The sequence below is a fragment of the Eilatimonas milleporae genome (assembly GCF_003688555.1).
In the GTDB taxonomy this organism is placed as follows: domain Bacteria; phylum Pseudomonadota; class Alphaproteobacteria; order Sphingomonadales; family Kordiimonadaceae; genus Eilatimonas; species Eilatimonas milleporae.
Window position 1 is genome coordinate 192,911 of sequence record NZ_REFR01000011.1, and the last position, 12,593, is coordinate 205,503.

The following is a 12,593-nucleotide window of genomic DNA, read 5'->3' on the forward strand; positions in this document are numbered from 1 at the left end:
AGGGAGGTTTCCGGGATAAGGAATTTTCTGGAGGTCGTGCCGTCCCCGCGCCGTTATCAGGACAGCAAAACCAGGTTCACCATGTCCAGATTCACCATGTTATGACCGATGACACCGCCGATATCCCGCCGTCCGTCCTGGACGAGGCCGCGCGCTGGCACGCCCGTCTGACATCGGGCGCCGAGAGCGACGACGATATCGCGCGCCATATGGACTGGCTGCTCGCGGACCCGGCGCATCTGGCGGCCTATGAGCGTATCGCCGCCGCCGTCCACGCCGCCGGCGGGGCCGAGGCCGCCGTCCGTGCCGCCTATCCCGATGCCTTTGCTGCCCCCAGGTCTGCCCGACAGGCCGTCCCGCAATCTGGGGCTTCTGTCTCCGGTGTTCCCGTCTCTGGTGTCTCTGTGTCCGGTATTCCCGGCGCCGGTGCCGAAGCGGACTCCGATTCCGAAATCCGCTCTGAAGCCCCATCCGCGACCGGTCGGGCCCCTGGTCGAAACTCCGGTCACGTCACCCGGCACGGCTGGCGCGCCGCATGGCGCTGGCCGCGCGTTGTCGCCGTGGCGGTGGCGATCGCGGCCCTTCTGTTCGTCGCCGTGATGCCCATGACCGGACTGTTCGAGGGGGCGCCCGCGCCCACTGTCTACACCGCCGGGGACGACCGTGTCCGCACCGTGCGGCTGGCGGACGGCAGCGAGGTGTCACTGTTTCTCGGCAGTGCCGTGTCGGTTGCCGTGACGGACCGTGCGCGCACCGCCAGTCTTGTGCGCGGCCGCGCCGTCTTCACCGTCACCCCCGACCGGGACCGGCCCTTCCATGTCGACACCGATCGCGGCCGGGTCAGCGTGGTCGGCACCCGGTTCGAGGTGGTGCGCGGCGAGCGCTTCGACCGCGTCGCGGTCAGCGAGGGGCGCGTTGCCGTCGCCCCGATACGGCCGGACACCGCCCAGCCGCCGCCTGGGCGGTCGGATACGTCCGGATCCGGCACCGTTCTCCTCGATCCCGGTTTTGCCGTGCGCTATGACGGCCATGGCGGCACGCCCTTGCGCATGAAGGCTGACATCGCCGCCATCGGCGCCTGGTCCGCCGGCGTTCTGGTTTTCGAGGGCACACCCCTGCCCGAGGTCGTCGCCCGCATCAACGATCTTTTTTCCGACCGATCCCTCGTCCTCGGCGATCCCGCGCTGACGGCCGGTGTGTTTTCCGGCACCCTGGCCGTGTCCACCGCCGGCGAGATGGCGCGGCAGCTGGCGGCGTTCCTGTCCCTCGGCGTCAGCGACGACGTGACGGAGATTGTTCTTACACCCGGACGCTAATCCGTGCCATCAAGGGGTATGACGGCAAAGGGTATGGTGTATGGGGGCGCGCTGCTGGGCTGCCTGCTTTGGGGCAGTGCGCGCGCGTCCGCCGTTCTGGTCGAATTCTACGATGTCGCCGCCCAGCCCTTGCGCGCCGCCCTGATCGAGTTTGCCAGGGAGGCCGGCATGTCCATCGACTTTTCCGGTCTGGATTTCGGCGGTGTCCGCTCGCGCGGGACGCGTGGCAATATTTCCCGCACATCGTCCCTGCGCGCGCTTTTGGCCGGCACCGGTTTCGACTTCAGGGTCATTGACGCCAGAACCGTGCAGATCTTCAGGGTGCCGCCGCCCGCCGCCCCGGACCGGCAACCGACGCCCGCCCCCGCCCCGGACGGCAAGGACGCCGTCGTCATCGAGGATGTGGTGGTCACCGCGCTGAAGCGGCCGACCGCCGGCTTCCGCCTGCCGGTCAGCGTGTCGGCGGTCTCCTCGCTGGTGCTGGACGATCTCGGCACATTCGACATCCAGTCGCTGGCACCCCATCTGGCCGGCGTTTCCACCACCAATCTCGGGCCGGGCCGCAACAAGCTGTTCGTGCGCGGTCTGTCCGACGGGGCCTTTTCCGACCGGACCCAGGCCTTGGTCGGTGTCTATATCGACGAAACCCCGATCAATTTCAGCGACACCAATCCCGATATCCGCCTGTTTGACGTGGACCGCGTCGAACTGGTGCGCGGGCCCCAGGGCACCCTGTACGGCGCCGGCACCCTTGGCGGTCTGTACCGCATCGTCACCACCAAGCCGGTTCTGGACGAGGCCAGCGCCAAGACACGGCTGACCCTGTCCCACACCCGCCAGGGCGGCCCCAACGGCCTTCTGGATGTGGCTGTCAACGTGCCGCTGGTCGAGGACAAGCTGGCCTTCCGCCTGACCGGGTCGGTCGAGGGCCGCGCGGGCTATATCGATGACATCGCCCTCGGCCTCGACGGTGTCAACGACCTGTCGATTTACGGCGCCCGTCCCGCCCTGCGCTGGCAGGTGGACGACAACTGGACGCTGGATGCCTCGGTCAATGTCCAGGCCATCCACTATGACGATTCCCAGTATTTTTTCGAGGATCTCGGCCGCAACAGGCGGGAAAACGCCCTGCGTGAGCCCTATGACGACCGTTTCCTGCACGCCAGCCTGACCCTGACGGGACGCATCGGCGACGTGATCCTCACCAGCGCCAGCGCCTTTGTCGACCGCAATGTCAAGGAAACCGCCGACGCCACCGCCGGTCCCTTCGATGTCGACAGCCTGACCGGCGGCGACCTGGCCGGCACCGACCTGTCCCGCTTCAACGGCATTGACGAGGCCTACGCCCTGGCGACACCCGGCGCCATCGGCTTTTTCAGCCGCGACGACATCACCACCATCAGCCATGAAACCAGGCTGCGCTCCCGCCCCGATGACCGTTTCGAATGGCTGCTCGGCCTGTTTTATCTGGGGCATCGGCGGACCATGAACAGCGCCCTGGCCTTCGGGTTCGACGGGTCTGCCCAAAACGCCAACAGTCTGGGTGCCAACAGTCGGAACGCCAGCGTCGCCTTTACCGAGAACCGGCGCGAGACCAATGATGACCTCGCCGTGTTCGGCGAAATCATCTACCGCCCTTGGGACCGGCTCAGCATCACCGGGGGCCTGCGCTATTCCTACAGTTTTCTCGATCTGGACTATACCGCCGTCTCCGCCCTCGACGGCGAGGTCGAGCGTGTCGACGGTGCCCGTGAAGTCGACAATCTCATCCCCAAGCTGGCCCTGCGTTATGAATGGTCGGACAGTATCCAGACCCACATGCAGGTCGCCGTCGGCTACCGGGTCGGCGGCCTCAACATCAACACGCCGCTGGCCGCCTTCATCGCCTCCGATCCCGACAGTGAATTTCCCGACGGCATCGCCGACACCTTCCAGTCCGACACCCTGGTCAATTACGAGGTCGGGCTGAAATCCTACTGGTTCGACCGCCGCCTGTCTCTGGATGTGTCCGCCTTTTACGTCCGCTGGTTCGACATCCAGTCCGAACAGATCGGTGTCGCCGGTCTGCCTTTCGTGACCAATGTGGGCACCGCCAACAGCCACGGCTATGAGGTCGAGTTTTCCGCCAACCCTCTGCCCGGCCTTGAAATCATGGGCTCTTTCTTCTGGAATGATTCCGAACTGGCCGAGGACAACACCTTTCTCGGCGCCGAGGAGGGCGACCGCCTGCCCACCATCCCCGAATACACCGCCAGCGCCGCCCTGTTTTACCGCTTCGACATCACCCCCGGCTGGTCGGGCGCCCTGTCCGGCAGTTTCGTCTATACGGGCGCATCCTCTCTCACCTTCGACGAGGACGACTCTCCGCGCATGGGCGATCTCGGCCTGCTCAACGTTCAGGTCCAGGCCACCGGTCCTGTGTGGAAACTCGGTATCTTCGCTGAAAATCTGGCCGATACCAGGGCCAACACATTCGCCTTCGGCAACAGTTTCTCGGTGTTCGACCGCACCCAGATCACGCCGCCCCGTCCCCGCACCATCGGCCTGTTTATCCAACGTGCCTTCTGATCGGACCGCTCCTCATCGTCTTACGCGCCGCTTGCCCCGCCTGCCGGCGGCACGGCCGCTGCCGATGACGATATCCTCGGCCAGCGCCGTGCCGCCCACATGGATGTCAAGGCCGTCCGCCGCCAGCGTCAGGGAATAGGTCGCCTTGTGCCGGTGCCGCACAATGTCGGCCAGCGGTCCGGCCAGCGCCTTTTCCACCCCGTTCAGAAGGTCCTTCAGGATGAAATCCTCAAGCGTGCCGGTCAGGGTGATCGTGCCTTTCACCGTCATATCCCCGGCCCGTGCGGTGATATAGCGGCTGCCGCTGGTCTCATCCTCCAGCACCTCCACCGACCGGAAGGTCAGCGCCGGCCCGCGCGGCGGCAGCATCAGCAGCACGGTGTGGCGGTCGCCGTCCGGCGTGATGAAGTCGTGCAGAACCGGCCGGTGGTCCGCCGTCCGCGCCACCGATGTCACGCGCCGCCAGCGCCGCAGCGTGTGGTTCAGGCTGTGTTTCTGTACCACATGCAGTCCGTAGCCTGCGCCGCCGCCCAGGTCTTGCCACGCCCCGTCCGGTCCCGCCCCGCCGATTTCCGGGCCGGGCCGCCACCGCGCGGATGCGGCCGCCGTCGGGGCATACAGCGTCACCTCCGGCAGGTCGTGCCCGTCGCCGGGCCGCGTCACGGCAAGGCCCCGGCCGCCGGCGGTGTAGGACACATCCAGTTCCGCCGCCGTATTGTGCAGGCGCATCAGATAATCGGGATGGCGCCCGGATATGCGGTGCTGGAAAACCGTCAGGCCGGGCAGGCCGCCGTCAAACCGCCAGCCCGACCGCTGGCGTCCATTCTTGATCACGATGGCCGCGCCGCCGGGCGGTTTCAGCGTGGCGATCATCAGCCCGTGATGCTTGCTCAGCGGCAGGTTGGTGATGAGAAACTGCCCGGTGACAAGGCTGCCGCCGTCGAACAGGAATTGCTGCTCCCAGTATTCCGTGTAATCGCCGTCGTCCATCAGGCGGGGCCGCCAGCTGTCGCCCTGATGCGCGTTGCCTTGATCCCCGCCATCCGTATGGCCGCCCTGCACGTCGGCGCCGTCCGTCATCACGGCGGCATGGGCGCGGGCCGCTGCACCCGGACCCGCCGGGCTCAGGGCAAGCCCGGCAAGCAGACACAGGAAAACCGGCCGCCACCGGCTGTGTGTAAGGGTCATTGAACGGCGCTCCCCCCTGTCGTGGCGATGTCGTGGCAGCCCCTTGGGCTGCGGCAATCACGCCTTTAACGGAGCGCGTCGTCAGGCCCCTCCGAATTTTTGGACCCCGGTTTTTGGCTCTCAGCTTTTTGGGGGATCTTGCGGGGGCCGGGCGTTTTTGCCGTCGCGCGGTCCGGGGCAACTCGGAAGCCCCAGCGTATGCGGATGAAGGGCGGGCGCGGGTTATCGGCCGCACTGGAAAGGCAACACTGGAAAGATCGGTACGGAACATGGCGACACCGGCGGCAAAACGCGCCTACCAGTCCCAGCCGTCGTCTCCATCCCCGTTATCGCCTGCGTCCGTCTCTTCCGGCACGACGGTGCCCGTCAGGTCATAGGCGTCTGCATCCGTGATATGGGCCATCACCATGTCGCCGGGGTTGAGGAAATCGGCGCCCGGCAGATTCACCCTGCCGTCAATCTCCGGCGCGTCGGCATAGGTGCGGCCGACCGCGCCGCCGTCCGTCACCTCGTCCACCAGCACGGCCATCTCCAGGCCCACGCGCGCGCGCAGTTTTTCGGCGCTGATCTCCTGCGACACCGCCATGAACCGCTCCCACCGTTCCTGCTTGACCGCTTCCGGCACCGGGTCGGGCAGGGCGTTGGCGGCGGCCCCTGCGACCGCCTCATACTTGAAGCAGCCGACCCGGTCCAGCCGCGCTTCACGCAGCCAGTCCAGCAGATAGGTGAAATCCTCCTCCGTCTCGCCGGGAAAGCCGACGATAAAGGTCGAGCGCACCACCATTTCCGGCACGATCTCGCGCCATTTGGCCAGCCGTTCCAGCACCCTGGCTTCGTTCGCCGGCCGGCGCATCGCCTTCAGCACCCTCGGGCTTGCATGCTGGAAGGGAATGTCCAGATAGGGCAGCACCCGCCCTTCGGCCATCAGCGGGATCACCTCGTCCACATGGGGGTAGGGGTAGACATAATGCAGCCGTACCCACACATCCAGATCGCCCAGCGCATTGCACAGGTCGGTCATGTGGGCGCGCACCGGCCGGCCCTTCCAGTCTTCCGCCGCGAACTTCCGGTCCAGCCCGTAGGCCGACGTGTCCTGGCTGATGACCAGCAGTTCCCGCGTTCCCGCCTCGACCAGTTTTTCCGCCTCCCGCAGCACCGCGCGCACCGGCCGGCTCGCCAGTTTGCCTCGCATCGACGGGATGATGCAGAAACGGCAGCTGTGATTGCACCCTTCCGAAATTTTCAGGTAACTGTAATGGCGCGGCGTCAGCTTCAGCCCCGCCAGCGGCACCAGATGGGTGAAGGGGTCGTGCGGCTGAGGTGCGGCCTCGTGCACCGCGCCCACCACCGCCTCATACTGCTGCGGGCCGGTGATCGCCAGCACATCCGGCGCCACATCCAGGATTTCCCCTTCATTGGCGCCCAGACAGCCGGTCACGATCACCTTGCCGTTTTCCGTCATCGCCTCCTTGATCGCCGACAGGCTTTCCTCCTTGGCGCTGTCCAGAAATCCGCAGGTGTTGACAACAACCACATCGGCACCGTCATACTCGGCGGCGATTTCATACCCTTCTGAGCGCAACTGGGTCAGAATGCGCTCGCTGTCCACCAGGGCCTTCGGACAGCCGAGGGAGACAAAACCCACTTTTGGCGTGTAATGCGACATGGCCCCGGCTTATACAGTCAGCGCGCCGGAAACACCACCGACAAGATCGGACTGGTGACACGGCCAGGTATCACCGATCCTGATCCACCATCGGATGTCTGTTCCGCGGCACAGGGTTGCAATCGCGGGCGAAATATGGAACGTGAACCGCGCGTCGTAAACAGAGCCGTAAACAGGACCGGGACGTCATAACAGGGACGGATACACTGAGGGGCGTCATCGGGGATCGCCCAAACAGGCCAAACTCCAACAGGCCAGATTCCAGCACAGAATACCCCGACAGCAGACAAAGGGGGGCAAAGGGACACCATGCAAAGGCAAGATTTCGTCAGCGCCACCGAACACATCGCCGACTGGATCGCCGATTATTGGCACACCCTGCGTGACCGCCCCGTGCGCCCGTCCACCGTGCCCGGCAGCGTCAGCGCCGCGCTGCCCGATCTGCCGCCCGCCGATACCGACACCATCCGCGCCGTTCTGGACGATTTCGACCGTATCGTCGCGCCCAATCTGACCCATTGGCAACATCCACGCTTCTTCGCCTATTTCCCCGCCAATGTCTCGCCCGCCAGCGTCCTGGCCGACATGTTGATCGCCGCCACCGGCGTCAACGCCATGCTGTGGGAAACCAGCCCGGCCGCGACCGAGCTGGAAGAAACCATGATGGACTGGCTGAAAACCCTGATGGACCTGCCGCCCCTGTGGCACGGCGTCATCCAGGACACGGCCTCGTCCGCCACGCTGGCCGCCGTCCTCATGGCACGGGAAAAGGTCACGGACGGCCGCGCGGCCACAAAAGGGCTCGCCGGCCTGCCGCCGCTGTCCGTCTACACCACGGCCGAGGCCCATTCGTCCGTGGAAAAGGCCGTGCGTATCGCCGGCCTCGGGTCCGATGGCTTGCGGATCGTCCCCCACGACGATGATTTCGCCATGCGCGCCGACGCCCTCGCCGCCATGATCGCCGATGACCGCGCCGCCGGTCGTCTGCCCGCCCTGGTGGTCGCTACCGTCGGCACCACCGGCGTCGGCGCCTGCGACCCCGTGGCCGATATCGCCGATGTCGCCGGCACGGAAGGACTGCTGCTGCATGTGGACGCCGCCTGGGCGGGCACCGCCGCGCTCTGTCCGGAATTCCGCGCGCCCTTCGCCGGGCTGGACCGCGCCGACAGCTATGTTTTCAACCCGCACAAATGGATGGGCGTCGGCTTTGACTGTAGCGCCCATTTCGTCGCCGACCGTGCCCTGTTGACCCGCACCTTTTCCGTCAATCCGGCTTATCTGCAAACCACGGACGGCGTCACCAATTACCGCGACTGGGGCGTGCCGCTCGGCCGCCGCATGCGCGCCCTCAAACTGTGGTTCGTCCTGCGTCTTGAGGGCGCCGACCGTCTGCGCGCCATGATCCGCGACCATGTGGCCTGGGCCGACTGGCTCGCCCGCTTGGTGGCCGAGGCGCCCGATTTCGATCTGGTCACCGGGCCGGCCCTGTCCCTGCTGTCCTTCCGCTTTGCCCCAGGGGGCACCGATGCCGCCACCGCCGACCGCCTGACCGGCGCCCTGCTGGATGCCGTCAACCGTGACGGCTTCACCTATCTCACCCGCACGCTGGTGGCGGGCCGTCCGGTCATCCGGTTCCAGATCGGCCCGATGACCACGGACTGGTCCGATGTCGAGGCGGCGTGGACCCGCGTCCGCACCCTCGCCGCCGATCTGCACCCCGGCGTCGCCGCCGAATAACATGGTTGGAGGCCTGTCCCCCATGCAACCATTCGCCTGCACCGCCCCGTGCACGCCACCGGCATGGCCCGTATTGCAGGCGGTATCCTCCGCAACTGACTGACTGGTCAGTCAACCGGTTTCCTTTATGGGGGGGTGGAACACCGATCCGCAGGCTTGCGTTATGCCCGTGCCGGTCTGTGTGCCTCCCATATCCATACCCATGCGCCGGGCGGGCACCTGACTGATCAGTCAGTCAGTCGGGTTTTCTTTGGGCGCCGTGTTGCGGGGGCAGGGCGGCCGCATGCGGATTTTATGGTCCCCGCCCGACTGCACCGCTGCTCTCGGCAAACGTGCGGATATCCCGCCTTTTCCCGTCTGGGTACCCATCACTGCGACGGCCTGCCGCACGCAGGACCTGTCCGCCTTTGACCTATGTCAAGTCCCCGTCCGTGAAAAACTCCCACAAAAGGGGCAGCATATGCCCCGGCTATGCGGTGCCTGCATGGCTGTCCGGACCCTGTCCGGGTACCGGAATCGAGGCCGGCACGGGCACACGAGGGGCGAAATTGTCAAGGGGTTTGACTATGGGATGCGACGCTGCGGTGGAGGAAACCACCAAAAACGGGATGGGGCCTGGCGGCCTTTTTGCCTTGCTGGTTTTTGTCGTAGGAGCGCTTGGCGGCATCGTGGTGTCCGCCAATGCCTATGACGGAATCATGGAATTTCACGCTCTGCTAATCTCGGCCTTCTGTATTGCCGCCATTCTGTGGATCGGCAATGACAGCATGGGCAAGCGCGAACAGGGCTATATGACGAAAATCGTGCGCTACGGCGTCGTGGCGTCGATGGCCTGGGGCATTGTCGGTTTTCTGGTCGGTCTGGTGATCGCCCTGCAACTGGCCTTCCCGGTGCTCAATTTCGATACGGCCTTCACCAATTTCGGCCGGCTCAGACCCCTGCACACCAGCGCCGTCATCTTCGCCTTCGGCGGCACCGTGCTGCTGACCACCAGTTTCTACGTGGTGCAGAAAACCTGTCAGGCGCGGCTGTGGGGCGGCAATCTCGCCTGGTTCGTCTTCTGGGGCTATCAGTTCTTCATCCTGCTGGCCGCCACCGGCTATCTCATGGGCGCGACCCAGTCGCGGGAATACGCCGAACCCGAATGGTATGTCGATTTGTGGCTGACCATTGTCTGGGTGGCCTACCTGCTGGTTTTCCTCGGCACGTTGACGAAACGGCGCGAACCGCACATCTATGTGGCCAACTGGTTCTATCTCGCCTTCATCGTCACCATCGCCATGCTGCATCTGGGCAACAATATGGCGATCCCGCTCAGCGTTTTCTCCAGCAAGTCGGTGCCGCTGTTCGCCGGGGTGCAGGACGCGCTGATCCAGTGGTGGTACGGCCACAATGCGGTGGGTTTTTTCCTCACCGCCGGCTTCCTTGCCATCATGTATTATTTCGTGCCGAAACAGGCGGACCGGCCGGTCTACAGCTACCGCCTGTCCATCGTGCACTTCTGGTCGCTGATCTTCCTCTATATCTGGGCCGGTCCGCACCACCTGCACTACACCGCGCTGCCCGACTGGTCGCAGACACTGGGCATGGTGTTTTCCGTCATGCTGTGGATGCCCTCCTGGGGCGGCATGATCAACGGCCTGATGACCCTGTCCGGCGCCTGGGACAAGCTGCGCACCGATCCGGTGCTGCGTATGATGGTGGTCTCGGTGGCCTTTTACGGCATGTCCACCTTTGAAGGGCCGCTGATGTCGATCAAGGCGGTCAATTCCCTCAGCCACTATACGGACTGGACCATCGGCCACGTGCATTCCGGTGCGCTCGGCTGGGTCGCCTTTGTGTCCTTCGGCGCGCTCTACTGCCTCGTCGTCTGGGCCTTCGGCCGCAAGCAGCTGTATTCCAACCGTCTGGTGGAATGGCACTTCTGGATCTCGACCATCGGCATCGTGCTGTACATCAGCGCCATGTGGGTGTCGGGCATCATGCAGGGCCTGATGTGGCGCGCCTATGACCAGTTCGGCTTCCTGACCTACAGCTTCGCCGAAACGGTCGAGCAGATGCACATCTATTATGTCATCCGCGCCGGCGGCGGGTTCCTGTTCACCCTCGGGGCGCTGATCATGGCCTTCAATATCTACAAAACCATCCGCGGTGACGTGCGCGAAGGCGAGGAGATCCCCGATCTTCAGACCGCCGGCGGCGCCACGCAACCGGCCGAGTAAAGGGGGAGACGCATCATGGCATTGAATCACGGGACCATTGAGCGCAACTCGATCCTGCTCCTGGTGTTGATCCTGGTGGTGGTCGCCATCGGCGGCATCATCGAAATCGTGCCCCTGTTCTTTATCAAGAGCACGATCGAAAAGGTCGAAGGCATGCGGCCCTACACGCCGCTGGAACTGTCCGGCCGCGACATCTACATCCGCGAGGGCTGCTATAACTGCCACAGCCAGATGGTCCGCCCGTTGCGGGCCGAGGTCGAGCGTTACGGCCATTACAGCCTGGCGGCCGAAAGTATGTACGACCACCCCTTCCAGTGGGGTTCCAAGCGCACCGGGCCCGACCTGGCGCGCGTCGGCGGCAAATATTCCGATGAATGGCACCGCCTGCATATGGCAAAGCCGACAAGCGTCGTGCCCGAAAGCGTGATGCCCGGCTATCCCTTCCTGGCGGAACGGCCGCTGGACCTGCGCCATATCGACAAGCTGTTGTGGGCGCATTCCGTCGCCGGGGTGCCCTACACCGATGAGATGATCGAAAACGCCGAGGCCGACGCCCGCGCGCAGCTCGATCCCTTCTCCGACGGATATGACGGCCTCGTCGCCCGCTACGGCGAAAAGGTCAATATCCGCGATTTCGACGGCAACACGGCCGAACTGACCGAACTCGACGCCCTGATTGCCTATCTTCAGATGATGGGCACCCTGGTCGATTTCTCGGTCTATGACGCCGCTGCCAACAGCCGCTAGGGGACAGGCCATGCTGCTTTATGAAGACGTTGCTTATTTTGCCCAGACCTGGGGGCTTGTTTTCCTGGTCGCCCTGTTCGCGGCGGCGCTGACATACGCCATGTGGCCGCGCAACGCCGACAAATTCGAGCGCGCCGCCCATGTGCCGCTCGACCGCGATGATGAAGACGAACTCGAACTGTGGGGAGAGCGGCAATGAGCGCAAACGCCCATGATAAAGAACGTGACGAAATCACCGGCACCGAGACCACCGGCCACGTCTGGGATGGCATCCGGGAGCTGAACACCCCCCTGCCGAAATGGTGGCTCTATACCTTCTATGTCACCGTCGCCTTTTCCGTCGTCTGGATGGTGCTCTATCCCGCCATTCCTTATTATGACGGCGAATGGAAGGCCTCCGAAGGTACCGCCGGTTACAGCCAGCGCACAGTGGTGGCAGGCGAAATCGCCGATGCCCGCGCTGCCCAGAAACAGTATCTGGACCGGATCGAGGCCGCCGATTTTCAGGACATCATGGCCGATGAGGCCCTGCTGAATTTCGCTTCGCAAGGGGGCCGCGCCGCTTTCGGTGACAATTGCGCGCCCTGTCACGGTGCCGGCGCCCAGGGGTTCACCGGCTTTCCCAACCTGAATGACGATGCCTGGATCTGGGGTGGCACGCTCAGCGACATCTACACCACCATCCAGCACGGCATCCGCTGGGAGGACGATCCCGAAACCCGCCTGTCGGACATGCCGGCCTTCCTTGATGACGAAATTCTCGACCGCGATCAGATTCACGCTGTTGTCGAATTTGTCCTCTCGCTCAGCGGCAATGCGGAAAACACCGCTTTGCTCGCCGACGGTGCGGCCGTCTTTGAACAGGAATGCGCGCTCTGCCACGGGGCGGCGGGCATGGGCGACAAGACGCTCGGCGCGCCCAACCTGACGGACGCCATCTGGCTCTATGGCGGCAGCCGCGACACCCTGTTCGCCACGGTGGCGCACAGCAGGCGCGGCGTTATGCCCTCTTGGGTCGGCCGGCTGGATGAGGCCACAATCAAACAGTTGACGCTTTACGTGCACGGCCTCGGTGGTGGAGAGACCACCGTCGCCGACCAGGCGGAGGACATGATCCAAAGCCGGTAGAGCCCCGCGCGACAAAGCCCG

The 12,593-nt window shown here is 64.8% G+C and carries 9 protein-coding genes; 7 read left to right on the plus strand and 2 right to left on the minus strand.

Annotated elements, in window-relative coordinates; all coding sequences use genetic code 11:
• Positions 1 to 101: 101 nt before the first annotated feature.
• Positions 102 to 1,316, plus strand: a complete 1,215-nt coding sequence (locus BXY39_RS09045) for a FecR family protein (protein ID WP_121938548.1) — start codon at positions 102 to 104, stop codon at positions 1,314 to 1,316.
• Between the two features lie 18 nt (positions 1,317 to 1,334).
• Positions 1,335 to 3,884, plus strand: a complete 2,550-nt coding sequence (locus BXY39_RS09050; RefSeq protein ID WP_121938549.1) for a TonB-dependent receptor — start codon at positions 1,335 to 1,337, stop codon at positions 3,882 to 3,884.
• A gap of 12 nt (positions 3,885 to 3,896) precedes the next feature.
• On the opposite strand, the gene BXY39_RS09055 is transcribed toward BXY39_RS09050, so the two are convergent.
• Both BXY39_RS09055 and rimO read right to left on the minus strand, forming a co-directional pair.
• Complete coding sequence (locus tag BXY39_RS09055) at positions 3,897 to 5,072, minus strand: hypothetical protein (RefSeq protein WP_121938550.1); 1,176 nt, start codon at positions 5,070 to 5,072, stop codon at positions 3,897 to 3,899.
• A gap of 295 nt (positions 5,073 to 5,367) precedes the next feature.
• Complete coding sequence (gene rimO, locus BXY39_RS09060; protein WP_121938551.1) at positions 5,368 to 6,738, minus strand: 30S ribosomal protein S12 methylthiotransferase RimO; 1,371 nt, start codon at positions 6,736 to 6,738, stop codon at positions 5,368 to 5,370.
• A 309-nt stretch (positions 6,739 to 7,047) separates the two neighbouring features.
• Here rimO and BXY39_RS09065 point away from each other — a divergent pair, with 309 nt between their 5' ends.
• The 5 genes from BXY39_RS09065 (at position 7,048) to ccoP (ending at position 12,572) form a co-directional block, all read left to right on the plus strand.
• A complete protein-coding gene (locus tag BXY39_RS09065; RefSeq protein ID WP_121938552.1) occupies positions 7,048 to 8,475 on the plus strand; it encodes a pyridoxal phosphate-dependent decarboxylase family protein in 1,428 nt (475 codons plus the stop codon).
• 566 nt (positions 8,476 to 9,041) lie between these two features.
• The gene (ccoN, locus tag BXY39_RS09070; protein WP_121938553.1) at positions 9,042 to 10,697 is read left to right on the plus strand and encodes a cytochrome-c oxidase, cbb3-type subunit I; all 1,656 of its coding nucleotides are present in this window, start codon (positions 9,042 to 9,044) and stop codon (positions 10,695 to 10,697) included.
• 15 nt (positions 10,698 to 10,712) lie between these two features.
• Entirely contained in the window at positions 10,713 to 11,444 is a 732-nt protein-coding gene (ccoO, locus tag BXY39_RS09075; RefSeq protein WP_121938554.1) for a cytochrome-c oxidase, cbb3-type subunit II, read from the plus strand.
• A gap of 10 nt (positions 11,445 to 11,454) precedes the next feature.
• Positions 11,455 to 11,643, plus strand: a complete 189-nt coding sequence (locus BXY39_RS09080; protein WP_211332160.1) for a cbb3-type cytochrome c oxidase subunit 3 — start codon at positions 11,455 to 11,457, stop codon at positions 11,641 to 11,643.
• Complete coding sequence (gene ccoP / locus BXY39_RS09085) at positions 11,640 to 12,572, plus strand: cytochrome-c oxidase, cbb3-type subunit III (protein ID WP_121938555.1); 933 nt, start codon at positions 11,640 to 11,642, stop codon at positions 12,570 to 12,572. The genes BXY39_RS09080 and ccoP overlap by 4 nt, the downstream gene beginning before the upstream one ends.
• Positions 12,573 to 12,593: the final 21 nt, after the last annotated feature.

Excerpts from the sequence above, each read along its gene's own strand:
- ccoO (WP_121938554.1), top strand. The coding sequence starts at position 10,713 with ATGGCATTGAATCACGGGACCATTGAGCGCAACTCGATCCTGCTCCTG.
- BXY39_RS09050 (WP_121938549.1), top strand. The coding sequence starts at position 1,335 with ATGACGGCAAAGGGTATGGTGTATGGGGGCGCGCTGCTGGGCTGCCTG.
- BXY39_RS09065 (WP_121938552.1), top strand. The coding sequence starts at position 7,048 with ATGCAAAGGCAAGATTTCGTCAGCGCCACCGAACACATCGCCGACTGG.
- ccoN (WP_121938553.1), top strand. The coding sequence starts at position 9,042 with ATGGGATGCGACGCTGCGGTGGAGGAAACCACCAAAAACGGGATGGGG.
- BXY39_RS09080 (WP_211332160.1), top strand. The coding sequence starts at position 11,455 with ATGCTGCTTTATGAAGACGTTGCTTATTTTGCCCAGACCTGGGGGCTT.
- rimO (WP_121938551.1), bottom strand. The coding sequence starts at position 6,738 with ATGTCGCATTACACGCCAAAAGTGGGTTTTGTCTCCCTCGGCTGTCCG.
- BXY39_RS09045 (WP_121938548.1), top strand. The coding sequence starts at position 102 with ATGACCGATGACACCGCCGATATCCCGCCGTCCGTCCTGGACGAGGCC.
- ccoP (WP_121938555.1), top strand. The coding sequence starts at position 11,640 with ATGAGCGCAAACGCCCATGATAAAGAACGTGACGAAATCACCGGCACC.
- BXY39_RS09055 (WP_121938550.1), bottom strand. The coding sequence starts at position 5,072 with ATGACCCTTACACACAGCCGGTGGCGGCCGGTTTTCCTGTGTCTGCTT.